21 protein-coding genes and 3 pseudogenes are annotated in these 22991 nt (G+C 72.1%); 14 read left to right on the forward strand and 10 right to left on the reverse strand.

Annotated elements, in window-relative coordinates:
• The first annotated feature begins 113 nt into the window (after positions 1-113).
• The 4 genes from ABZ396_RS27635 to ABZ396_RS27650 all read left to right on the forward strand — a co-directional run bounded on the left by ABZ396_RS27635 (position 114) and on the right by ABZ396_RS27650 (position 4309).
• On the forward strand, positions 114-1271 hold the full coding sequence (locus ABZ396_RS27635) for a Gfo/Idh/MocA family oxidoreductase (protein ID WP_358923846.1): 1158 nt from the start codon (positions 114-116) through the stop codon (positions 1269-1271).
• Complete coding sequence (locus ABZ396_RS27640; RefSeq protein WP_358923844.1) at positions 1268-2197, forward strand: PmoA family protein; 930 nt, start codon at positions 1268-1270, stop codon at positions 2195-2197. The genes ABZ396_RS27635 and ABZ396_RS27640 overlap by 4 nt, the downstream gene beginning before the upstream one ends.
• The gene (locus ABZ396_RS27645) at positions 2191-2919 is read left to right on the forward strand and encodes a cupin domain-containing protein (RefSeq protein ID WP_358923842.1); all 729 of its coding nucleotides are present in this window, start codon (positions 2191-2193) and stop codon (positions 2917-2919) included. Before ABZ396_RS27640 ends, ABZ396_RS27645 begins: the two co-directional genes overlap by 7 nt.
• Before the next feature lie 187 nt (positions 2920-3106).
• Positions 3107-4309, forward strand: coding sequence for a thiolase family protein (locus tag ABZ396_RS27650; protein ID WP_358923840.1), 1203 nt, complete (start codon positions 3107-3109; stop codon positions 4307-4309).
• Between the two features lie 108 nt (positions 4310-4417).
• On the opposite strand, the gene ABZ396_RS27655 is transcribed toward ABZ396_RS27650, so the two are convergent.
• Positions 4418-5179, reverse strand: coding sequence for a TVP38/TMEM64 family protein (locus tag ABZ396_RS27655; protein WP_358923838.1), 762 nt, complete (start codon positions 5177-5179; stop codon positions 4418-4420).
• A 334-nt stretch (positions 5180-5513) separates the two neighbouring features.
• Between ABZ396_RS27655 and tuf the strand changes: the two genes are divergently transcribed.
• Positions 5514-6683 (forward strand): elongation factor Tu, encoded by a 1170-nt coding sequence (gene tuf / locus ABZ396_RS27660; RefSeq protein ID WP_358923837.1) that lies wholly within the window; start codon positions 5514-5516, stop codon positions 6681-6683.
• 149 nt (positions 6684-6832) lie between these two features.
• Positions 6833-7678: a fused MFS/spermidine synthase gene (locus ABZ396_RS27665; RefSeq protein ID WP_358923835.1), complete on the forward strand. Its 846-nt coding sequence runs from the start codon at positions 6833-6835 to the stop codon at positions 7676-7678.
• On the opposite strand, the gene ABZ396_RS27670 is transcribed toward ABZ396_RS27665, so the two are convergent.
• A complete protein-coding gene (locus ABZ396_RS27670) occupies positions 7640-8950 on the reverse strand; it encodes an MFS transporter (protein ID WP_358923833.1) in 1311 nt (436 codons plus the stop codon). The two genes, ABZ396_RS27665 and ABZ396_RS27670, sit on opposite strands and share 39 nt — an antisense overlap.
• Before the next feature lie 70 nt (positions 8951-9020).
• A complete protein-coding gene (locus ABZ396_RS27675; RefSeq protein WP_358923831.1) occupies positions 9021-10031 on the reverse strand; it encodes a hypothetical protein in 1011 nt (336 codons plus the stop codon).
• Positions 10032-10195: 164 nt separating this feature from the next.
• Here ABZ396_RS27675 and ABZ396_RS27680 point away from each other — a divergent pair, with 164 nt between their 5' ends.
• Positions 10196-10633 (forward strand): DUF4442 domain-containing protein, encoded by a 438-nt coding sequence (locus ABZ396_RS27680; RefSeq protein ID WP_089105668.1) that lies wholly within the window; start codon positions 10196-10198, stop codon positions 10631-10633.
• A gap of 70 nt (positions 10634-10703) precedes the next feature.
• On the opposite strand, the pseudogene ABZ396_RS27685 reads toward ABZ396_RS27680, so the two are convergent.
• Together ABZ396_RS27685 and ABZ396_RS27690 are read right to left on the reverse strand one after the other, a co-directional pair.
• Positions 10704-11667 (reverse strand): annotated as a pseudogene (locus tag ABZ396_RS27685) (UTP--glucose-1-phosphate uridylyltransferase).
• A 401-nt stretch (positions 11668-12068) separates the two neighbouring features.
• On the reverse strand, positions 12069-13091 hold the full coding sequence (locus tag ABZ396_RS27690; RefSeq protein ID WP_358923829.1) for a hypothetical protein: 1023 nt from the start codon (positions 13089-13091) through the stop codon (positions 12069-12071).
• Here ABZ396_RS27690 and ABZ396_RS27695 point away from each other — a divergent pair.
• Positions 12975-13499: pseudogene (locus ABZ396_RS27695) on the forward strand (ricin-type beta-trefoil lectin domain protein); the annotation flags it as partial. The gene ABZ396_RS27690 and the pseudogene ABZ396_RS27695 overlap by 117 nt on opposite strands.
• A gap of 410 nt (positions 13500-13909) precedes the next feature.
• A pseudogene (locus tag ABZ396_RS27700) lies at positions 13910-14605 on the forward strand (class I SAM-dependent methyltransferase); the annotation flags it as partial.
• 16 nt (positions 14606-14621) lie between these two features.
• Here the strand turns inward: ABZ396_RS27700 and ABZ396_RS27705 are convergent.
• Positions 14622-15620: a lysylphosphatidylglycerol synthase transmembrane domain-containing protein gene (locus ABZ396_RS27705; RefSeq protein WP_358923827.1), complete on the reverse strand. Its 999-nt coding sequence runs from the start codon at positions 15618-15620 to the stop codon at positions 14622-14624.
• Between the two features lie 216 nt (positions 15621-15836).
• Between ABZ396_RS27705 and ABZ396_RS27710 the strand changes: the two genes are divergently transcribed.
• Positions 15837-16475, forward strand: coding sequence for a DedA family protein (locus ABZ396_RS27710; protein ID WP_358923825.1), 639 nt, complete (start codon positions 15837-15839; stop codon positions 16473-16475).
• Positions 16476-16568: 93 nt separating this feature from the next.
• Here ABZ396_RS27710 and ABZ396_RS27715 read toward each other — a convergent pair whose 3' ends face one another.
• Positions 16569-17096 (reverse strand): gamma carbonic anhydrase family protein, encoded by a 528-nt coding sequence (locus tag ABZ396_RS27715; RefSeq protein ID WP_358923823.1) that lies wholly within the window; start codon positions 17094-17096, stop codon positions 16569-16571.
• A gap of 110 nt (positions 17097-17206) precedes the next feature.
• Here ABZ396_RS27715 and ABZ396_RS27720 point away from each other — a divergent pair, with 110 nt between their 5' ends.
• Positions 17207-17971, forward strand: coding sequence for an acyltransferase (locus ABZ396_RS27720; protein WP_358923821.1), 765 nt, complete (start codon positions 17207-17209; stop codon positions 17969-17971).
• A 1-nt stretch (position 17972) separates the two neighbouring features.
• On the opposite strand, the gene ABZ396_RS27725 is transcribed toward ABZ396_RS27720, so the two are convergent.
• The gene (locus ABZ396_RS27725) at positions 17973-18830 is read right to left on the reverse strand and encodes a DMT family transporter (protein WP_358923819.1); all 858 of its coding nucleotides are present in this window, start codon (positions 18828-18830) and stop codon (positions 17973-17975) included.
• A 115-nt stretch (positions 18831-18945) separates the two neighbouring features.
• Here ABZ396_RS27725 and ABZ396_RS27730 point away from each other — a divergent pair, with 115 nt between their 5' ends.
• Positions 18946-19518, forward strand: coding sequence for a helix-turn-helix domain-containing protein (locus ABZ396_RS27730; protein WP_358923817.1), 573 nt, complete (start codon positions 18946-18948; stop codon positions 19516-19518).
• A gap of 32 nt (positions 19519-19550) precedes the next feature.
• A complete protein-coding gene (locus ABZ396_RS27735) occupies positions 19551-20105 on the forward strand; it encodes a YbaK/EbsC family protein (RefSeq protein WP_358923815.1) in 555 nt (184 codons plus the stop codon).
• On the opposite strand, the gene ABZ396_RS27740 is transcribed toward ABZ396_RS27735, so the two are convergent.
• A complete protein-coding gene (locus tag ABZ396_RS27740) occupies positions 20102-21244 on the reverse strand; it encodes a cation diffusion facilitator family transporter (protein ID WP_358923813.1) in 1143 nt (380 codons plus the stop codon). The genes ABZ396_RS27735 and ABZ396_RS27740 overlap by 4 nt on opposite strands.
• Before the next feature lie 63 nt (positions 21245-21307).
• Between ABZ396_RS27740 and ABZ396_RS27745 the strand changes: the two genes are divergently transcribed.
• Positions 21308-21721 (forward strand): metalloregulator ArsR/SmtB family transcription factor, encoded by a 414-nt coding sequence (locus ABZ396_RS27745; protein WP_358923811.1) that lies wholly within the window; start codon positions 21308-21310, stop codon positions 21719-21721.
• Positions 21722-21772: 51 nt separating this feature from the next.
• Here ABZ396_RS27745 and ABZ396_RS27750 read toward each other — a convergent pair whose 3' ends face one another.
• Positions 21773-22981: a 4-hydroxybenzoate 3-monooxygenase gene (locus ABZ396_RS27750; protein WP_358923810.1), complete on the reverse strand. Its 1209-nt coding sequence runs from the start codon at positions 22979-22981 to the stop codon at positions 21773-21775.
• Positions 22982-22991: the final 10 nt, after the last annotated feature.

Genomic DNA, 22991 nt, shown 5'->3' on the forward strand with positions numbered 1-22991 from the left:
TTTCCCCAGGAGAAAGCGCTTGCTCCCGCACCTTGGGGTGCGTGTGCGGCGCATGTCGGGCGACGGTTCGCGCCCATCGTCGGTCCACACCCCGAGGAGTGCTGATCACGTCCATGCCCCGCACGCCCTTTTCCACGGGTCCCTTCACCGGCCGGCGCATCCGGGCCGCCGTCGTCGGCGCCGGCGCCATCGGGCGCGGTTCCCATCTGCCCGCGCTCGCCCAACTGGCCGCGGAGGGCGAGACCGAGGTCGTCGCCGCCGTCGACATCGATGCCACCGCCGTCGAGGCGTTCCGTGCCGAGGCCGGCATCCCGCACGCCTACACGGACCTGGACCGGATGCTCGCCGAGCAGCGGCCCGACCTGGTCACCGTCGGCACCCCGCCGACCCTGCACCGGGACCAGACGGTGGCCGCGCTGCGGGCCGGCGCCTGGGTGTGGTGCGAGAAGCCGCCCGTCCCCACCCTCGCCGACTTCGACGCGGTCGAGGCCGAGGAGGGCGCCGACGGCGGGCCGTACGCCTCGATCGTCTTCCAGCACCGCTTCGGCTCGGGCTCCACCCATGTGCGCCGACTGCTTGCCGAGGGGGCGCTGGGCCGGCCGCTGGTCGCCCACTGCCAGACCACCTGGTACCGGGACACCGCCTACTACGCCGTGCCCTGGCGGGGGCGCTGGGCGACCGAGGGCGGCGGCCCGGCGATGGGCCACGGCATCCACCAGATGGACCTGCTCCTCGATCTGCTCGGGCCATGGAGCGAGGTGCGGGGCATGGCCGGGCGGCTGGTGCACGAGGTGGAGACCGAGGACGTCTCCACCGCCCTGGTCCGGTTCGCGAGCGGCGCCATGGCGACCGTCGTCAACAGCGTGCTCAGTCCCGACGAGGTCAGCCGTATCCGCATCGACTGCGAGCGCGCGACCGTCGAACTGACCCATCTGTACGGCCACGGCAACGAGAACTGGCGCATCACCCCCGCCCCCGGCGTCCCCGCAGCCGAGGCGGCGGCCTGGCAGGACTTCGGCCCGGACGTGCCCAGCTCGCACCTGGCCCAGCTCCGTGAGCTGATCGCCAGCATGCGTGCGGGGGAGCGGCCGCGCAGCAGCGGCGCCGACGGGCGCACCAGCCTGGAGCTGATCACCGCGCTGTACAAGTCGGCGTTCACCGACACGACCGTGCGTGCGGGCGAGATCGGTCCCGGTGATCCTTATTACACGGCCCTGCACGGAGGCGCCCCGGGCTGGGCGCCGGTCGAGCGCGAGGAGGTGTCCGCATGAGCGGCGAACTGCGGATCACCCACACCCACGGAGACCGGATCACCGTGACCGAGCCGGTCACCGGCGTGCGGCTCTTCGCGTACGTATACCGGCCCGAGGCGCCCTGGGAGGCCCCCAAGCCCTATCTGCACCCGATCCGCACCCTCGCCGGGGACGTCGTCACCGACTACCGGCCCAACGACCACCGCTGGCACAAGGGCCTCTCCCTGACCGCCTCGCACCTGTCCGGCGCGAACCTGTGGGGCGGCAACTCCTATGTCCACGGGCAGGGTTACCTCGTCCTCCCGGAGCGCGTCGGCTCGATGCGGCACATCGGCTTCGACGAGGTGTCGTCGGCGGACGGCCGGCTGGTCGTCGCGGAGCGACTGACCTGGCATCCGCACGACGGGATGTTGTGGGCCCGGGAGCGGCGGCGCATCGAGGTCCATGACGTCGACCTCGAATCCGGTGCCTGGGTGCTGACTTGGTCCAGCGCGATCACCAACGTGCGTGACGAGCCGCTCCGGTTCGGTAGCCCGACCACCGCCGGACGCGAACAGGCAGGCTATACCGGCCTGTTCTGGCGTGGCCCGCGCGCCTTCCGGGACGGCCGGATCATCGGCCCCGACGGCGAAGGCCCGGAGCTCATGGGCTCCCAGTCGTCCTGGCTGGCCCTGTGCGGCGAGCACGACGGCGCCGACGGCCACGCCACCGTCGTCTTCGAACACGCCCCGGAGAACGACCACCTGGGCACGGGCGGCACCCGCCCCGCGCACTGGTTCGTGCGCAACGACCCGTTCGCCGGCATCGCCCCCTCCTGGGCCTTCCATGACGAACTCGAACTGGCCCCCGGCGACACCCTCCGGCGCCGCTACCGGGTCGTCATCGCGAACGGCGCCTGGGAACGCGCGGACATCGCCAAATACCTGGAGGCGCATCCGTGGTGAGCGGCGGGGAGTTCGCGTTCGCGGGGCTGCCGGGCGGCGTCGCGGTCTCCCGACTGTGCGTGTACGACTGGCCCGCCGCCGACGGTGTGCGCGGCGGGACTCCCCATCTGCACCTGGCCTGTTCGGAAGGTTACGTCGTCACCGGCGGCCGGGGTGCGGTACAGACGCTCACCACCTCCGGGTACCAGGTCACGCCTCTCACGGCCGGCACGGTCGCCTGGTTCACGCCGGGCACCGTCCACCGCCTCGTCAACGAGGACGGCCTGCGCATCACCGTGCTGATGCAGAACAGCGGCCTCCCGGAGGCCGGGGACGCGGTGCTGACGCTGCCGCCGCGGTACCTGACCGACCCGGAGACGTACGCCTCGGTGACCGCCATCCCCGCGGACGCGCTGGAGGCCGAGCGGGAGCGGATCGCCCGCGCCCGCCGCGACCTCGCCCTGGAGGGCTACCGTGCCCTGCGCGAGGCCACCGGCCCGGAGCCGCTGGCCGCCTTCCACCGGGCCGCCGCAGCCCTCGTACGGCCCCGGCTCGCCGAGTGGCGCACACGCTGGGAGCGCGGCGCCCGGGCGGCCGCCGCGGCCACGGGGGAGCAGCTCGACCGCCTCGAACGGGGCGATGTCAGCCACCTCGCCGACGCCGTCGTACAGGCCGAACAGCCCTATGAGCAGGGCCGGTTCGGGATGTGCGGGCGGCTTGACGTGTACCGGCAGGGGCAGTAGGGCCCCGAGCGCCGCAGCTGACCGGTCATTGCCGCAGCTGTGCTCGATCACCATGGGACGACCCCCGTCGGGGCGGAGGGGGCGGTTCCCGGGTCGGGGGAGGGTTGGATTTCCAAACTTACAGAGTTATGGTGAGTTCGGATTTCCTACTCACCGGTAATCGAGACTGGCAATCGAGGTCCCCGTGATGCCTGACGCAGTCATCGTCGAAGCCGTACGCACGCCCGTCGGGAAGGGCAAGCCGAACGGGTCCCTGGCGCAGGTCCACCCCGTCGAGCTCCTCGCCCACACCCTGCGCACCCTCGTCGAGCGCTCCGGCGTCGACCCGGCCCTCATCGACGACGTGATCGGCGGCACCGTCGACCAGGTCGGCGAGCAGGCCATGAACACCACCCGGTACGCCGTCCTGTCCGCCGGCCTCCCCGAGACGGTTCCGGCGACCACGGTGGACCGCCAGTGCGGCTCCTCCCAGCAGGCCGTGCACTTCGCGGCGCAGGGGGTCATTTCCGGGGCCTACGACATCGTCGTGGCCTGTGGCGTCGAGTCGATGAGCCGGGTGCCGATGTGGTCCAACGTGCCGCCCGGCAAGGACCCCTTCGGTCCCGGAGTCGCCGCCCGCTACCCGGAGGGCCTGGTCCCGCAGGGCATCAGCGCCGAGCTCATCGCGGCGAAGTGGTCGATCAGCCGGGCCGAGATGGACGCGTTCGCGGTCTCCTCGCACCAGAAGGCGGCGGCCGCGTGGGAGGCCGGACTGTTCGACGCCGAGGTGGCGGGGCTGGAGGGGGTGACCCGTGACGAGTCGGTACGGTCCGGTACCACCGCCGAGATCCTCGCCGGGCTCAAGTCCGCCTACTACGACCCCGGGTTCGCCGAGCGCTTCCCGCAGATCGAGTGGAACGTCACGGCGGGCAACGCGAGCCCGGTCAACGACGGTGCGTCCGCTGTGCTCATCACGTCCGGTGAGACCGCGGCGCGGCTCGGGCTGCGCCCGCTGGCCCGCCTTCACTCGTTCGCCGTGACCGGCTCCGACCCGTTGCTCATGCTCACCGGCGTGATCCCGGCGACCGAGAAGGTGCTGCGCAGGGCCGGGCTGAGCCTTGGCGACATCGACCTCTTCGAGGTGAACGAGGCGTTCTCCAGCGTGGTGCTGGCCTGGCGGCAGGAGACGGGGGCGGATCCGGCGAAGGTGAACGTGCACGGTGGGGCCATCGCGCTGGGGCATCCGCTGGGGGCGAGCGGGACCCGGCTGACCACGACGCTTGTGCACGCGATGCGGCAGCGCGGCGCTCGCTTCGGACTGCAGACGATGTGCGAGGCGGGCGGGCTGGCGAACGCGATGATTCTGGAGGCGGTCCGAGAAACGCGTCGGGGGGCGAGGGCGGTGTCGTAGCCGGCGCGCGGTTGGGGCCGGGGCGCGCCAACGCGGCGGTAGCCGCAGATTCGGTACAGCCCAGCCCCTCGCGGGGCGCCGTGACTACGGGACGCCCGCAGTACGGCCTTATTTCGCGCGCAGGTGGTGGCGCTTTCGCCAGGCCACGACCGCACCCGCCACCGCCGGGACCACGATCGCCGCCACCGAGATCAGGAACACCGGGGACGTCGGTCTCGAGGCCCGGGCGCCCGCCACGACGTACGCGGCGACGTTCGGGATCGAGCCCAGAGCCGTCGCCAGCAGGTACGGCGCGTAGCGCATGCGGGAGACGGATGCCGCGTAGTTCGCGGCCCAGAACGGGACGCCGGGAAACAGCCGTACCGCCAGCATCGAGCGGAAGCCGTGCTTGCTGAACTGGTTGTCCGCCGCCTTCAGCAACCGGCCGCGCAGCAGCGGGCGCAGCGCGTCCTGACCGAGCATCCGGCCGAGCGCGAAGGAGAGCCAGGCCCCGAGCACGGTGCCCACCATGGCCGCGCCCATGCCCAGCACCGAGCCGAACAGGGCGCCGGCCGCGAGGTTCAGGATCGGCCGTGGCACGAACGCCACCGTGACCAGGCCGTACGCCACGGCGAAGATCACCACCGCGGTGGCGCCCTGGACCTGGGGCGGCCAGCCCTGTGTCATCAGCTTCTGCGGCTCGAACAGCAGCACCGACGCCGCGGCCGCCGCCAGCAGGGCGATGAGCACAGACAGCCGGGACCACGGCGACAGCAGCAGTCTCGTGCAGCGTGCGGTGAAGCTCACCGGGCTGGATACGGCAAGGGTCAGCTCCTTGGCGGCGGCCGGGGGAGAGGCCGTGGCGGTGCCAGAGCGGTTGGCATCGAGCATTCCGTGACACTAACCCAAGCAGATGTGTGATCGCCGTATGGTTCCTGTCCATTGGGCGAAACCGGAGCCACGGAAAACCGTTCGACGTGGGGCGACGCTTCGGCAATGATCTGCGTCATGTTCCGGTACGCCTTCCTCCTCGCAGCATCCGCAGCCGCGGATGCGCCGAAGGCTGCCGTGCCCGTTCTCCTGGCCGCTGCCGACGGCGCCCGAAGCTGACCCTCCCCGGATCGTCCGGCGGACCCCGCAGGGGGAGGGTCGGCCGGTTCTCCGGGGTCCCCGCGTCTCGCGCTGAGGAGACGCATCACCGCAGTTCAGGCTTCGAGGTAGAGCCATGCCCAAGACGGCATACGTCCGCACCAAACCGCATCTCAACATTGGCACGATGGGCCACGTCGACCACGGCAAGACCACCCTGACCGCCGCCATCACCAAGGTCCTCGCCGAGCGCGGCACCGGCACCTTCGTGCCGTTCGACCGCATCGACCGGGCGCCGGAGGAGGCCGCCCGCGGCATCACCATCAACATCGCGCACGTCGAGTACGAGACCGACACCCGGCATTACGCCCATGTGGACATGCCGGGCCATGCCGACTACGTCAAGAACATGGTCACGGGGGCCGCGCAGCTGGACGGGGCGATCCTCGTGGTCTCCGCACTCGACGGGATCATGCCGCAGACCGCCGAACACGTGCTGCTCGCCCGGCAGGTGGGCGTCGACCACATCGTCGTCGCGCTCAACAAGGCCGACGCGGGTGACGAGGAGCTCACCGACCTCGTGGAGCTGGAGGTCCGTGACCTGCTCACCGCGCAGGGGTACGGCGGCGACTCCGTGCCGGTCGTACGGGTCTCCGGGCTCAAGGCCCTGGAGGGGGACTCGCGGTGGACGGCGTCCGTCGAGGCGCTGCTCGACGCGGTGGACACGTACGTGCCGATGCCCGAGCGGTATCTGGACGCGCCGTTCCTGCTGCCGGTGGAGAACGTGCTCACCATCACCGGGCGCGGGACCGTCGTGACCGGCGCCGTGGAGCGGGGGACCGTGCGGGTCGGCGACCGGGTCGAGGTGCTCGGCGCCGACGTCGAGACCGTCGTCACCGGTCTGGAGACCTTCGGGAAGCCGATGACGGAGGCGCAGGCCGGGGACAACGTGGCGCTGCTGTTGCGGGGGATGCCCCGGGACGCGGTGCGGCGCGGGCATGTGGTGGCGGCGCCGGGGAGTGTGGTGCCGGCGCGGCGGTTCTCGGCGCGGGTGTATGTGCTGTCGGGGCGCGAGGGGGGCCGTACGACTCCTGTCTCGACGGGGTACCGCCCGCAGTTCTACATCCGTACGGCGGATGTGGTCGGGGACGTCGACCTCGGCGAGGTGGCGGTCGCCCGGCCCGGGGACACGGTGGAGATGACGGTGGAGCTGGGGCGGGAGGTGCCGCTGGAGGCGGGGCTCGGGTTCGCCATCCGCGAGGGCGGCAGGACCGTGGGGGCGGGGACCGTGACCTCGGTGGAGTGAGGTCGCGGTCGTCCGAGGGTCACCGCGGCGCCCGGAAAGGGGCCCGGCTGTGTCCATGTGCGGCTCCGCCGCGTGGGCGCGGCCGGCCCCCACCGGCCCGCGGTTCCCACTGAGCGCCACCCTCCTTGTGGAGGCGGGAGAATGGTGCCGTGAACGAAGCCATACCCGTCGTCCGGGTCACCGATCACGGCACCGCCAAGCTCATGCCCGACGTCGACCGGGAGCGGGCCTGGCTGCTGACCGTCGACGGGGCGCCCCAGTCGTACGTCGATCTCGACGCGCCGACGCATCTGGAGTTCGAGTACGCCCGGCGGCTCGGGTATGCGCTGGACGCCGTGGCGGAGACCGGTGCGCCCCTGGACGTGCTGCATCTCGGTGGGGGCGCCCTCACGCTGCCCCGGTATGTGGCGGCGACCCGGCCGGGGTCCCGGCAGGACGTCGTGGACGCCGACCGGGGGCTGCTGGACCTGGTCACCGAGCATCTGCCGCTGCCGGACCACACCGGGATCGCCCTGCACGCCGCCGACGCACGGGGCTGGCTGGAGGGCGCTCCCGGGGACTCGGCCGATGTGCTGGTCGCCGATGTCTTCGGAGGGTCCCGGATCCCCGCGCATCTGACCTCGCTGGGCTATGCGCGGGAGGCCGAGCGGGTACTGCGGGACGACGGGGTCTACCTGGCCAATCTCGCGGACTCCGCCCCCTTCGACTTCCTGCGCTCTCAACTCGCCACGTTCGCCGCCGTGTTCGAGGAGCTGGCGGTCATCGCCGAGCCGGGGGTGCTGCGCGGGCGGCGGTTCGGGAACGCGGTGCTCATCGCCTCGCACCGGCCCATCGACACCGGCGGGCTGGCCCGGCGTACGGCCGCCGACGCCTTTCCGGCGCGGGTCGAACACGGGCCCTCGCTGCGGAGGTTCGTCGGCGGGGCCCGGCCGGTCGGGGACGCGGGCGCCGTGCCGTCACCCGAGCCCCCGGGCGGAGCGTTCGGCATCGGGTGACACCGGCGTCGGCCGCGCGGTGACCGGGACCGAGCGGCGGGTGAGGTTGCGGACGTCCGGCACCAGGAGGACCGCGGCCGTGACGGCGACGACCATTACCGCGCAGCCCCACAGCGCCGGACTCCGGCCGAAGGCATCCTCCGCGGGGCCCGCCAGCGCCGTCGCCAGCGGAAGCAGGGAGACGGAGCCGAACCAGTCGTACGCCGCGACCCGGGAGAGCTTCTCCTCGGGTATCTCCTGGTGCAGCGCGGTCATCCAGGAGACGCCGAAGACCTCGACCGTGGTCCCGGCCGCGAACATCACCACGTAGAGGACTCCCACCGGGACGGGCACCGCCAGCGCCGCCGAGGGGAGAGCGAGCGGGAAGACGCAGAGGGTGCCGACGAACAGCAGCCGGCGGGGTTTCCAGCGGGTCATCAGCAGGGCGCCGGCCACCGTGCCCGCGCCGAAGGCACCCAGAGCCAGGCCCCACGGGCCTGGGCCGCCCAGGCTGTCGCGGGCGACGAGCGGGCCGTAGACCGCGTCGGCGGCGCCCACCACCGCGTTCGCGACCGAGAACTGGACGACGATGCCCCACAGCCAGGGACGCCCCGCGAACTCCCGCCAGCCCTCCCGGAGGTCGGCCAGCATCCCCTCGCCAGGGGCGCGCGGCGGGATGTGGCTGACGTCGAGGAACGAGCGCAGTGCTCCGGCGACGGCGAACGCGGCCGCGTCCACCGCCAGGACCCAGCCGGGGCCCACCGCGGCCACCAGCGCACCGCCGAGGGCCGCGCCGCCGAGGGCCGCACCCTGCATCGCGATCCGGAACACGGCGAAGGCGCGGCCCGCCTGTTCCCCGCTCACCGAGGACATCAGCATGCCCTCGGCCGCCGGGCTGAAGAACGCCTGGCCCGTGCCGCCCAGCGCCGTGAGCAGCATCATCTGCCACAGGCGGGGCTCACCCGCGAGCACCAGGAAGGCGAAGGCACCCTGGGAGAGGAAGTTGAGGGCGTTGGCCGCGACCATCACACGGTGACGGGGGAACCGGTCGGCCACCGCGCCGCCGATGAGCAGGAACAGCACCAGCGGAAGAGTCCGGGCGGCGGCCACCAGGCCGACGTCGCCGCCGTCGCCCCCCGCCTCCAGCACCGCGAACGCGGCGGCGATCAGCGAGCCGTTGGCGCCCAGGCTCGTCACGACCGCCGCTGCGGTCAGCAGGCTGTAGTTGCGGCCTGCCCAGCCGGGTCTGCGCAGGCGGGCGGAGGTGCCGGGGGCGTCGGAGGTGGAGGTCACCGCCTGACTATCCCTGCCGGGGGTCCGGCTTGCCAAACCGTTTCGGTGGGCCTCAGGCCCCCTGATCCGGTCAGCTCTGGGTCGGGGTGCCGTGCAGCCGGACCGTGCTGAGGATCTTCATGATCGTGGCCGTGGGGACCTCGCCGTTGACGCCCTTGGCGCCGTAGAAGTCCCAGGACACCAGGTCGCCGGCCGAGTTCTGGAAGCCGAACGTGATCGCCTTGCCGTCGCTCGCGCACTTGCCCCTCTGCGGGGTGTTCGCCGAACGCGCCCAGGCGTAGGCGCCCTTGAGGCCCGACGCGGTGGTGTAGGCGGTGGCCTTCTTGTCGTAGGTGATGCTTTTCTTGTCGGGCTGCGTGTAGCCGCCGTACACCCACCAGGGGACCTCCCTGACGGCCGCGTCACCCCCGCTCTTCGCGCCGCTCTCGCCCTTGGTGCCGACCGCCGCGAGGGCCGTGTCCTCGGTCCTGCCGTCCTTGTCGTCGTCGCTCGTGCACCACTTCGACTTGTACTGGGCGGCCCCGGACATGGTGATGATCGGTTTGGCGTCCTTGTCCTCGAAGCCGATGGACGTGCCGGGGGACAGGACCTCCCAATCGGCCGGCACGTCGAAGGCCGTGCCCCGCTTGGGGTTCACGACGGTCTTCCAGCCCGCAACCGTCGGCTTCTCGGTCTCGTCACCGCGCGGGTTGTCGTCCGTCGAGGTGGAGGCGGACGTGGAGACGGTCGGCGACGGCGTCGGGGACTGGGTCGCCCGCTGGTCCTTCCCGCTGTCCGCCTTGTCGTCCTTCTTGCCGCCCAGCACCAGGAACCCGGTCACTCCGGCCGCCACGACGACGGCCGTGGCCGCGACGATCGCGACCAGTTTCGTCCGGTTGCCGCCGCCCCCGCCCTGCGGTGCCCGCGGCGCGCCGGCGGGTCCCTGCGGACCCCACTGCGGCTGCTGTCCATACCCGCCCGGCTGCGGATGCTGCTGGTAGCCCGGCTGCTGGTACGGATTCGGCTGCTGATAACCCGGTTGCTGATATGGGTTGTTCCCCGGGTACTGCTCGCCCCCTGGCGGCTGCTGTTCTGGCCACATGGCACGTAACCCTAGTGCCGCCCAGGACGCGGTACACCCCTGGCCGCACGACACCAGGCCGTCGTCCGAGCCACGTGGGCCGCCACGACAACAACGATCACCGCACCGGCTCTGGTCAGGCCCTGCTACTCGTTAGTAACATGACCGTCATGAGCACAGACCAGATGTCGATCGGCGAGATGCTCGCCGCCACGGTCCCGATGGTGCGGACCCTCAACCTGGAGTACCTGGAAACGACTCCGGAGCGGGCCGTGCTGTCCCTGCCGGACCAGGGCGACTTCCACAACCACATCGGCGGGCCGCACGCGGGCGCGATGTTCACCCTCGCCGAGTCGGCGAGCGGCGCGATCGTCCTCGCCGCCTTCGGCGACCAGCTCTCCCGGGCCGTGCCGCTCGCCGTCAGCGCCGAGATCGCCTACAAGAAGGTGGCTCTCGGCCCGGTCAAGGCGACCGCGACCCTGGGCCGCCCGATCGCCGACGTCGTCGCCGAGCTCGACGAGGGCAAGCGCCCCGAGTTCCCGGTCGCCGTCGCCATCACGCGCGAGGACGGCGCGGTCACGGGCGAGATGACCGTCGTCTGGACCCTGCGTCCCAACGGCTGACCGCCCCCGGGAACGCCGGGCGGGGTGAGAGGGCTGCCGGACCCTCACCCCGTCCTTCACAGGGGGCCGTTCAGGCGGCGCGGCGCTCGTCCTGTGCGGCCCCGTCCATGTCCAGTGCCGCCACGAACTCCTTCAGCCATGCCGTGAACTCGGGCCCCAGATCGGGGCGTTCGCAGGCGAGCCGGACCACCGTGCGCAGATAGTCGGCCTTGTCGCCGGTGTCGTAGCGCAGCCCGCCGAAGACGACCCCGTGCACCGTGCCGCCCGCCGCCAGCACCTGCAGTGCTTCGGTCAGCTGGATCTCGCCGCCCCGCACCGGCCGGGTGCGGTCCGCTCCAGCGCGCCGAACACCTCCGGGTCGAGGACATAGCGGGCGATGACCGCGTAATTGCTGGGAGCGTTCTGCAGGGACGGCTTCTCCACCAGCCCGGTCACTCGCACCACGCCGTCCTCGCCGGTGGGCTCGACGGCCGCACAGCGGTAGAGGTGGACCTGTGACGGGTCGACCTCCATCAGCGCCACCACACTGCCCTCGAAGCGGTCGCGGACGTCCAGCATCCGGCTGAGCAGGTCTCGCGCGCGTCGATCAGGTCGTCGCCGAGGAGCACCGCGAAGGGCTGGACGCCCACGTGGTGCTTCGCGCACAGCACCGCGTGGCCGAGGCCGAGCGGGTCGCCCTGGCGGATGTGGTGGATGTCGGCGAGCCGCGTGGGATCGCGTAAGGAGTCCAGGCGCACGGTGTCACCCTTGGCGGCCAGCGCCTGCTCCAGTTCGAGGGCGTTGTCGAAGTGGTCCTCGATGGCCCGCTCGTGTCGGCCGGTGACCATCAGGATGTCGTCGAGCCCGGCCTTTGCGGCCTCCTCGACGACGTACTGGATCGCCGGCTTGTCGACGACCGGCAGCATCTCCTTCGGGGTCGCCTTGGTGGCGGGCAGGAACCGGGTGCCGAGTCGGGCGGCCGGGACGACGGCCTTGCGCACCGACCGGCGGGACGTGAGGGCGGGCGAGGTATGGGGGGCGGTCATGCGGCACATGCTGGCCCGCCGGCATGAGAACAGGCCGAGAGAAACGTGGGAGACGGCTGTGGAAGGCCGCGTTCCGCAGCCTTGGACCGCGGCCGCCCGGGAGTTGGAGGTTTTGTGTGTCACCGGGCCCGCACCGCGCACAAGTTGAACCTGTGCGCCCGCTGAATCCAATCCGGTTGTGGATACCGACGGTAACTTATCTGAATTCTCGGAACTTTGAACTTGGGTCACCCCACTTCTTGTTTCCTGTGAGGCGCGTGTGCGAAGGTGAGCCTCCCCGCGGGAGGGTTCAGAGGCCGGTATGGCCGTTAGGCCGGTCCTTATGGGCCCTAAAGGTACGCACCAATCAGGCACTGCATTCCGTCAGGGCGCCATTTCGCATGCCGTCCTGCGGCTCGGAAGGAAATGGTTCAGTGCAATCCCCCTACCCCCCACGCCCGCCTTACCCGCCTCGCCCCGGTTCGACCCCGGCGGAATCCGACCGCAATCTCGTCGCCCAGCTCACCGGAACCCCCGCGGCCAGGCATCATGCCGTCGCCCTGCTGCTCACCCGGCACTGGCGCGCCGCCTGTGACTACGCGGTCGTCTGCCTCGCCTCCGCCACCCCTGCCGCGCAGTTGGTCGCCAGCGCCGCCTTCGAGCGGGTACTCGGCCGGCTGGCCGGGGGCGCGGTCGGCGGCGCCCTGCGTCCGCAGCTCCTGGTGGCCGTACGGGAGACGGTCCGCGCATGGGCCGCCGACGAGGTCATTTCCGTGGCCGTACCGGAACTGCGCAAAACCACCGGCGGCCGGGGACTCGGCGCCGCAAGACCGGGGACCCCGGAAAGACGGCAACTCGCAGAACGTGCTTTCCAGGCTCTTCCCGGAGCCTCGCAATGCCTCCTCTGGCACACCGAGGTCGAAGCCGAACCCATAAACATACCCGCCGGTCTGTTGGGCGTCGACTTCGCTACCGCGGCGGCCGCCCTCGACCAGGCCCGTGAACAATTCCGGGTCGGCCTGGTGCGCGCCCACCGGGAACTCGCCCCTTCGAAGGAATGCCGCTTCTACAACCGTCTCCTCGACGTCCCCATTCGCCGGGGCGGCTCTCTGCTCCCCGATGTGCAACAGCACCTGACGGAGTGCCGGTTCTGCCGGCACGCCGCCGAACAGCTCAGCCATTTCGACGGCGGACTGGAGGTCCTGCTCGCCGAGACCGTGCTCGGCTGGGGCGCCCGCCGCTATCTCGACGCGCGCCCCGGCCACGGCGCCGTCGAGGCCTGGCCGGCCGGTGCCGAACCCGCGCGTACGGCGGTGGCCGGCGGCCGGCACCGCACGATGTCCGAGGGTGGACGGCGCAAGGCCGTGGTGGCCGGCGTCGGCCTGGTCTCCCTCGCGCTGCTCGCCACCGTGCTCGTGGCCAAGGGCTGGTCCGACGACAACGGTGTCCCACACCCGGGCGCCACCACCTGGGGAGCCCCCAGCGCGAGCACCACCCGGCCCGGCCCCGGCGAGAAACCGCCCGCCGCCACCTTCCCGGCCTCCGCGGGCGAGCCCGTCGAGATCGCCCACGGCAGACTGCGCAGCCTTGACGCCGGGCTCTGCCTGGACGTGCGCGGCGGCCGGGTGCGGGCGGACGCGGAACTGCGGCTCGGCCGGTGTTCGGACGCCGGGTCCCAGCAGTGGTCATACCATGACGACGGCCTGCTGCGCAGCGCGCTTGACCCCACCCTGTGTCTGGCCGCCGACCCGGGCGGGCACAGTGTCGTGGTCTCCGGTTGCCTGGTGCACGCGGGCGAGGTGTCGTACGACCTGACGGTGCGCGGTGAACTCCTGCTGCGCTGGGACAAGGACCTCGCGCTGGCCGCGGACGCCACGCGCGTGGTCGTGGCCCGGCGGAGCGAATCGTTCGAGCAGCGGTGGGACCTGGCGTCGGGCGGCGCCGTCGAGGTGCGGACGCCGGAGGCCACGCACTCCGCGCCACCCGGGCCGAAGCAGGACGAGCGGTCGGCAGTACCCGCGCCGGCGCCGGTTCCGGAGGATCCGCAGGGGGCGCCCGGGAGTCCACGGGAGCAATACAGCACACGGGTCGCGCAGATCGGCTCCCAGGACGGTCCCGTCCCGGTCGTACCGGTAGTACCGGCCGAGCCGGCCGAGCCGGACGAGCCCGACGGATCGCTCGCCGGAACGGCCGGCGATGTCCTGGAGGCCGTGCCGGCCGCGGTGACGGGTGTCATGAGCGGGGCGGGAAGCGTGCTCGGCACGACGCCACCCCCAGGAACTGGCTCGACGTCGGCACCGGACACGGCCACTTCTGCGAGGCCGCCCGCGAGATCCTGCCCGGCACCGCCTTCGACGGCCTCGACTTCACCGACGGCGTCGAGCTGGCCGCCCGCGAGGGCCGTGTGGACCGCGCCTACCGGGGCGCCTTCCCCGAGCTGGCCCCCGACCTCAGCGCCCGCTACGACGTGGTCAGCATGTTCCACTACCTGGAGCACAGCACCGACCCCGACAGTGAACTCCGCGCCGCCCACCAGACGGTACGCCCCGGCGGCCACCTCCTCATCGAGGTCCCCGACCCCGAGAGCCGCTACGCCCGCCTCCTCGGCCGCTGGTGGCTGCCCTGGCTCCAGCCGCAGCACCTGCACTTCATCCCGGTCGCCAACCTCCGCGCTCGCCTCACCGAGCTGGGCTTCACGGTGGTCGCCGAACAGCACGCCGAGGCGCACGACCCCGTCGACCTGCTGGCCGCCGTCTGGCTGGCCCTGGACCACACCGCCCCGCGCGAGGACGCCCCCTGGCTGCCCCGCCCGCCGGGCGCCCCGCGGAAGACGGCACGCGCCGCCCTGCTCCTCGCCGGCATCCCGGCCCTGATCGCCGGCACGCTCGTGGACCGCTTCGCCGTACGGCCGCTCTCGCACCGCCTGCGCGTCTCCAACGCCTACCGTGTCGTCGCCCGCCGCGACTGAGCCGGACGCGACTGAGTCAGAGGACCTTCGCGCGGATCATCGCCGACAGCACCAGCGCGCCCGGCAGCAGCGGCACCCAGTCGGTCAGGACGCGGTAGCCGATCACGGTCGCGGTGGCCACCGCGACCGGGGAGCCGAACGCGGCCAGCGTGAACACCAGCGCCGCGTCCACCGCGATCCCGCCGGGCGCCGGTACGGCTCCGCCCGCGGTGCCCGCCGCCAGATACGCGAGGATCACGTCCGCCCACGACAGCCCGAGTCCGAGCGCCTCTCCGGTGCAGGCCAGCACACTCGCCTGCACCAGCGGCATCGCCGTCGCCCCACCCCACAGGGCCAGCACCCGGGAGGGCCGCGCGTGCACCGTCCGGGCGTCGGTGAGCGCACACCGCACCAGCCCGCTGATCGGCCGCCGCAGCGGTCGTACAACGATCATCGCCACGACCACCAGGGTGATCACGGCGGCGACCGCGATCAGCACCACACCGTCCGGGACCAGCTCGCCCAGCCGCCGCCAGGCGGACGAGGACAGCAGGAACACGATCAGCACGACCGTCTTCGCACCCGACTTGGCCACCGAATACAGGGCGATCGAGGCGGTGGCCCGGTCCAGGGCGATGTCCCGGGCGCGCAGGAAGCGCACGGTGACGGCGTGCGCGCCCAGCCCGCCGGGCAGCGCGTGGTTCGCGGCCCCGGCAGCGAACTGCGAGGCCAGCAGCAGTCCCGGCGGCAACCGGTCGGGTACGGCACCCTGCCGCATGCAGGAGGCCACCACCCAGGTCAGGCAGGTGAAACCGCCCCCGGCCAGCAGCCACCCGGGCTCCGCGTGCGCGAGTCGGCTGACACCCTCGGACAGCAGCGACTGGTTGGTCAGCCCCCACACCGCCGCGATGAGCAGCGGGGACAGAGCCAGGGCGAGCCGGAGCGGCCGGCCGGCCATCGAGGGCGTCTGCAGTGGACGTACGGGCGCGTCGGAGCGGAGCGGGGACAGTGAGGACAGTGAGGACAGTGAGGACACGGGGACGTTGTCCTTCCACGGCGGGCCGCGGTGGGGAGCCGCAGGCGAGCGGGACCGCAGGCGAGCGGGACCCCTAGGGAGCCTTCCCGTCCCGTATGACCCCCGGATGTCCGAAAGCCGAAGGCCGGGGGTCGGGCGGGTGCCGCGGGCGCGGCGGTGCCCGGCCGACCCGGTAGCCTTCCTGGGAAGCAGTAGGCGACAGGGAAGGATCCGGCGGTGCACGTCCAGGAATGGCTCGACTCGGTGCCGGCGGTCGCCGTCTACGCCGTGGTGGCACTGGTCATCGGACTGGAGAGCCTGGGCATCCCGCTGCCGGGCGAGATCGTCCTGGTCTCCGCCGCGCTGCTCTCCTCCCAGCACTCGGGCGTCAACCCGGTCGTCCTCGGCGCCTGCGCGACGGCCGGCGCGGTCATCGGCGACTCCATCGGCTACGCGATCGGCCGCAAGGGCGGCCGCCCGCTGCTGGCCTGGCTGGGCAGGAAGTTCCCGAGACACTTCAGCGAGGGCCATGTCGCGACCGCCGAGCGCTCCTTCGAGAAGTGGGGCATGTGGGCGGTGTTCTTCGGCCGCTTCATCGCCCTCCTCCGCATCTTCGCGGGCCCGCTGGCGGGCGTCCTCCACATGCCGTACTGGAAGTTCCTGACGGCGAACCTGCTGGGCGGCATCTGCTGGGCGGGCGGCACGACGGCGGTGATCTACTACGTCGGGATCGTCGCGGAGAACTGGCTGAAGAGGTTCTCGTACCTGGGGCTGGTGGCGGCGGTCCTGCTGGGCCTCACGTCCATGCTGATCATCAGGCGCAAGGCGAAGAAAGCTCAGCCGAAGGAAACGGAACCTGTCGGCACCGGGGAGTAGAACTCCCTAGGGGCGCGGGGCTGTATCAATGTGCGGCTCCGCAGCGTGGGCGCGACAAGCCAAGCCCCCACCCACCCGCACCCGCCGGGCCACCTATTCGTGCACCCCGCGATGCGCCTTCGCCAACTCCGCGTACAAGGTCCCGTTGAGGGTCACCCCCTGAAGCTCCTCCTCGGAAAGACTCCGCTTGACCTTCGCCGGCACCCCGGCGACCAGTGACCCCGCCGGCACCACCATCCCCTGGGGCACCAACGCCTGCGCGGCGACCAGCGACCCCGCCCCGATCACGGCCCCGTTCAGCACAGTCGCCCCCATCCCGATGAGGCAGTCGTCCTCGACGGTCGCCCCGTGCACCACCGCGTTGTGCCCGATGGACACCCGCTCACCCACATTCACCGGAAACCCCGGGTCGGCGTGCAGCGTCGCGTTGTCCTGCACATTCGCCCGCGCCCCCACGGTGATCTTCTCGACATCACCCCGCACCACCGCGCCGTACCAGACGCTCGCCCCGCCCTTCAGGGTCACGTCCCCGATCACCGAGGCGGTCGGCGCCACGAACACATCGTCCTCGATCTTCGGCTCGCGCCCGCCGATCCCCACGATCAGCGCCTTCTGCGTCATCACGGTCTCCCGTCGTCATCGATGTCCACGGCAACCTAGCCCACGGCCTGGGGCGAAGATCACAGCAGCCCACCCTCTTGCCGGCGCCCCCCGCTGAGTACCGTGACCCCGTGCCGAAGCCCAAGAACACGTTCTCGTCCTGGCGCCGCCGCCTCGCCCAGCGGGCGGTGCACGCGCTCTGGGCCCGGGTCCAGCGCACGGGCTCCGTCACCGCCGACCGCCCCGGCCGCTTCCACTTCGGCGCGATCGGCGAGGCCACCCGCCTCGCCTTCCCGCTGGGCACGGTCTTCGGCGAACCGTGGATCCACCTCGGCGCCCACTGCATCGTCGGCGAACAGGTCACCCTCACCGCGGGCCTGATGCCCGACCTCGACCTCGGCCCGGACCCGATCCTGCGCATCGGCGACGGCGTGGTCCTGGGCCGCGGCAGCCATGTCATCGCCGACACCACGGTCACCATCGGCAGTGACTGCTATTTCGGCCCGTACGTCTACGTCACCTCCACCAACCACTCCTACGACGACCCGCACGAGCCGATCGGCAAACAGTGGCCGCGCATGGAGCCCGTGGAGATCGGCCCGGGCTGCTGGGTCGGCACCGGCGCGGTGATCCTGCCGGGCGCGCGGATCGGCCGGAACGTGGTGGTGGCCGCCGGTGCGGTGGTCCGGGGCACGGTGCCCGACCACGCCGTGGTGGCCGGCGCGCCCGCCCGGGTCGTACGACGCTGGACCCCCGACAGAGGATGGCAGCCGCCGCTGCGCACGCCCGCACCGGTTCCGATACCGGAGGGCACGACCCCGCAGCAACTGCGGGCGCTGGCGGAACTGGACGAGGAGAGTGTGGCGAGGCTCGCCGCGCTGGAGGCCGAGGGCTGACTCAGCCGGTGGCGAGCAGCAGCGTCCCCACCAGCGCCAGCCCCGCTCCCGCCGCCTGGACGGCCCGTAGCCGCTCACTGAGGAAACCGCGGGCCGCGAGCGCGGTGACCACCGGATAGAGCGAGGCGAGCACCGCGGCGACGGTGACCGGGCCGTGCTGGGCGGCGACCGAGTACGTCCCGTTGGCGGCGACGTCGGCGAGACCGACGAAGCCCAGCGCCGGGAGTGTGGACCAGTCGAAGCCGCCCTCCGGCAGTGCGGGCGTGCCCTGCCGCGCGGACAGCCACAGGGCCGCGCCACCCGTCACGACGCTGGTCAGCCGCTGCACGAAGAGGGCCAGAAACAGGCCGGTGACCGTGGTGGACGCCTCCGTGATCAGCGCGAACACCGTGCCGAATCCGACCGCCGCGGCCAGGGTGAGCAGAATCGTGCGGCGCTGGACGGGCGCGCCGCGCAGCTGCGGGCCGCCTGCGAGGACGACCCCGCTGACGGCGACCGCGATCCCCGCGACCTGGAGCAGTCCGGGGCGCTCGCCGAGTATCAGTCCGACACCGACCGGGACGGCGACGCTCAGCGTGGCCAGCGGGGAGACCACGCCCATCGGGCCCTGGGCGAGGGCCTTGTAGAAGGAGAACAGCGCGATCGGCCCGACCAGGCCCGCCGCGAACGCGAACCAGAGCCGGGGCCCGGCCTCGCTCCAGCCGCCGGTGGCGACCACGATCACGCCGAGGACCGCCGCCGCGATGCCCTGCGACACGACGACCACGGTGAGCGCCGGGGCGCGTCGCGTCAGCAGCCCGCCCCCGAAGTCGGCCAGTCCCCACAGGAAACTGGTGGTCAGGGCGAAGAATGCTGTCACGGGCCGCCTCGCAGTACAGTTCGGTGAACGATCAGGTACATCCCACCGTAGTTTACTTAGTTGAACTCTGTCATTCAGAATATTAGACCGCAATGCTCTCGACGATGGACGGAACGTGTCGGACCTCGACCTGCTGACCCAGTCCCTGGCCCGCAACGTCAAGCACTGGCGCTCGGTGCGCGGCTTCACCCTGGACGTGCTCGCGGCCCGGGCCGGGGTCAGCCGTGGCATGCTCATCCAGATCGAGCAGGCCCGCACCAACCCGAGCATCGGCACGGTCGTCAAGATCGGCGACGCACTCGGCATCAGTATCACCACCCTGCTGGACTACGAGCAGGGCCCCAGGGTCCAGATCGTCCCCGTCGACAAGGCCGTACGGATGTGGCACACCGAGGCCGGCAGCTACAACCGCCTCCTCGCCGGCACCGAGGCGCCCGGCCCACTGGAGATGTGGGACTGGCGTCTGATGCCGGGCGAGAGCAGCCCGTCGGAGCCCCACCCGGCCGGCACTGTGGAGATCGTGCATGTCACCGCCGGTGAACTGACCCTGACCGTCGACGGGGTCGAGTACCGCGTGCCGACGGGCGCCAGCGCTTCCTTCGAGGCCAATACGGCCCATGTGTACGGCAACACCGGGGACGTGCCCATGGACATGGTGATGACCGTCTCCGTCCCGCCCGTGCCCTGAACCGCCCCGGACCGGGCTGTTAGCGTGCGGACATGCGCGCACCCATCGGAGACTTCGACACCGCAGCTCCCGCCCCCGACTGCCTCGACGAGCTGACCGCGCCGGTCGCCGACGCCGTCCGCCGCTGGAGCGGCGCCGTCCCCGCCGACCAGATCGTCTATGTGGAGACCGACCCGCGCTGGGCGGACACCGCGACCTTCGTCGAGCACTACGGGCGAGACCTGCTGGAGCGGTCGGCCAACTGCGTGGTGGTGGCGGGCAAGCGCGGCGGCGAGACGACACTGGCCGCCTGTCTGGCCCTGTCCACCACCAAGGTCGACGTCAACGGTGTCGTACGCCGTCAACTCGGTGCCCGCAAGGCCTCGTTCGCCTCGATGGACACCGCGACCGGGGAGACCCGCATGGAGTACGGCGGCATCACCCCGATCGGACTCCCGCGCGACTGGCCCCTGTTGGTGGACTCGGCCGTCGTCGACCTGCCCTGGGTCCTGGTCGGCAGCGGCCGCCGCCGCGGCAAACTCCTGGTCCCCGGCAAGGCGTTCGCCCAGCTGCCGGGCGCGGTGGTCCTGGAGGGCCTGGGCGTCTAGAACGGCGCGGTCGCGTGGTGCGCCAGTGCCAGGTGTGGGTCCTTCTCGCCGGGCACGGGTGCCGGGTCGGCGTGCACCAGGGCCGCCGTCAGCCTGGGTACGGCGTGCAGCAGCGCATGTTCGGCCTCGACCGCGACCGCGTGCGCCTGCCGTACGGTCGCCTCGCCGTCGACCACGACCGCGACCTCGGCCCGCAGCCGGTGCCCGATCCACCGCAGCCGCAGCTCACCGACCGCCCGCACCCCCGGCACCTCGCGCAACGCCCGCTCCGCCCGGTCCACCAACTCCGGGTCCACGGCGTCCATCACGCGCCGGAACACCTCACGGGCCGCGTCCCGCAGCACCAGCGCGATCGCGGCGGTGATCGCCAACCCCACCAGCGGGTCGGCGAGTTGCCAGCCCAGGGCCGCGCCGCCCGCCCCCAACAGCACGGCCAGCGAGGTGAATCCGTCGGTACGGGCATGCAGCCCGTCGGCCACCAGCGCCGCCGAGCCGATCTCCCGGCCCGCCCGGATCCGGTACCGGGCCACCCACTCGTTCCCGGCGAAGCCGACCAGCGCGGCCACCGCGACCGCCGCAACGTGGGTGACTGACCGCGGCTCCAGCAGCCGGTCGACCGCGGTCCAGGCGGCGAAGGCGGCCGATGCGGCGATCGTCAGCACGATCGCGATCCCGGCGAGATCCTCGGCCCGCCCGTAGCCGTAGGTGAAGCGGCGGTTCGCCGCGCGCCGCCCCAGCACGAAGGCGATGCCGAGCGGTACGGCGGTCAGCGCGTCGGCGGCGTTGTGCACGGTGTCGCCGAGCAGGGCGACGGAGCCTGACAGCACCACGACGACCGCCTGCGCGAGCGCCGTCACCCCGAGCACGGCCAGCGAGACCCAGAGGGCCCGCATCCCCCGCGCCGAGGCCTCCAGAGCGGGGTCGAGCTTGTCGGCCGTCTCGTGGGAGTGGGGTGTGAGCAGATGACCGAGCCGGTGGCGGAGACCCCCTCGCGACGAGTGGGAGTGACCGGGACCGCGCCCGCCATGAGGGTCGTGGGCGTGCGCCTGCTCGTGATGCTGCCGGTCGTGGGCGTGCGCGTGCTCAGGGTGGTGCCGGTCGTCCGCGGGTGCGTGCTCGTGGTGGTGCCCGTCGCTCATGCGGCTCCCCTCTCCGGTGCGCGGGACGTGGACATGCGACGCCCTCGACGCCATTATGTGCGTATGAGCGCACGCATGCACCTGTCATCTGCGCATCATGCGCATCCGCACAGTCCGGGCGAGGAACAGTTCACGCTCGCCGCCGAACTCCTGGCGCTGCTCGGCGACCGCACCCGGCTGACCCTGCTGCACGCCCTGACGGCGGGGGAGGCCGACGTCACCACGCTCACGGAGGTGTGCGGTGCCGCGCGGCCCGCCGTCAGCCAGCATCTGGCCCGGCTGCGGCTCGCGGGCCTGGTGGGCACTCGCAAGGAGGGGCGCCGGGTGGTGTACTCGCTGCGCCACGGTCATCTGCGTCGGCTGGTCGACGAGGCGCTGAAGGTGGCGGACCACCGGCTCACCGAGACCGCAGTCGAAGCCCCTGCCGCAGCCGCACCCGCAGCTACTGCCGAAGTCCCTGGCGAAGAAAGGAGTTGAGCTTCTCCGGCAGGCGAGCACCTCGTCCGGGTCACTGGTCGCCGCCGTGGGTCAGAACGCGGCGGCCGAACCGAGGTACTGCTCGGCGAAGGCCGTCGCCGCCGTGCGTGAGGTGAACAGCCTGCGCAGCCGGGCCAGTGTGGTGCCCGCGAGGAACGGATCTCCGGACGCGGTGCCGTGGTAGATGCCGGACAGGAACAAGGAGAACTCCTGGTAGTCCCAGACCCGGCGCAGACAGGCGTGGGAGTAGCCGTCCAGGCCGGCGTCGTCGCCCTTCGTGACGTGCGCGGCGAGCGCGTCGCCCAGCAGGAAGGCGTCGTGCAGGGCGAGGTTCATGCCCTTGGCGGCGATCGGCGCGATCAGGTGCCCGGCGTCGCCGGCCAGGAAGAGGCGGCCGAACACCAGCGGCTCGACCACGTAGTTGTGCATGTCCAGCACGCGCTTCTCGATCAGCCGCCCCTCGTTGAGCGGCGGCGCCCCGGTCGCGCCGAGCCGTTCGCGCAACTCGTGCCAGACCCGGTCGTGCGACCAGTTCTCCGGATCGTCGCCCGGCGGGCACTGCAGGTAGTAGCGGGTGACCTCGGAGCTGCGCGCCATGTGCCCGGCGAAACCGTTCGGATGCAGGCCGAACAGCACACAGTCCGAGGACGGCGGCCCCTCGGCGAGCAGCGCCAGCCACCCGATGCCGTAGTCCTGCCGGGAGATCCGCATCCGCCCGTCCGGTACCGCGTCCCGGGTCACCCCGCGCGCCCCGTCGCAGCCCGCGACGAACTCGCAGCGCACGACGTGCCGTTGACCGGTCCCGGGGTCGAGGTACGACACCGCGGGCCGGTCCGTCCCCAGGTCGTGCAGCGCGACGTCCCGCACCCCGAACCTGATGTCCCCGCCGCGGACGTCGGCGTACTCCCGCACCAGGTCCGTCACCAGCAACGGCTGCGGATAGACGTAGTGATGATGGTCCGTCAACTCACTGTAGTCGAACCGGAAGCGCTCGCCGGCGAAGCGGAACTCGCACTCGCTGTGCACCTGTGCCCGGGCCAGCAGGGTGTCGGCCAGACCGCGCTGCTGGAGGCCGCGGACCGCCCATTCCTCGATGACCCCGGCCCTGGGCCGGGTCTCGATGAACTGCCGGCTCTCGGTCTCCAGGACCACGCAGTCGACGGCGGCGGCCCGAAGGATGTTCCCGACGGTCAGCCCCGCGGGTCCGGCGCCCACGACGACGACCGTACGGCGTTCTTCGGAAGGGGAGTGAGGAATCACCCCCGCATTA

Source organism: Streptomyces sp. NPDC005866, from assembly GCF_040629895.1.
In the GTDB taxonomy this organism is placed as follows: Bacteria; Actinomycetota; Actinomycetes; order Streptomycetales; family Streptomycetaceae; genus Streptomyces.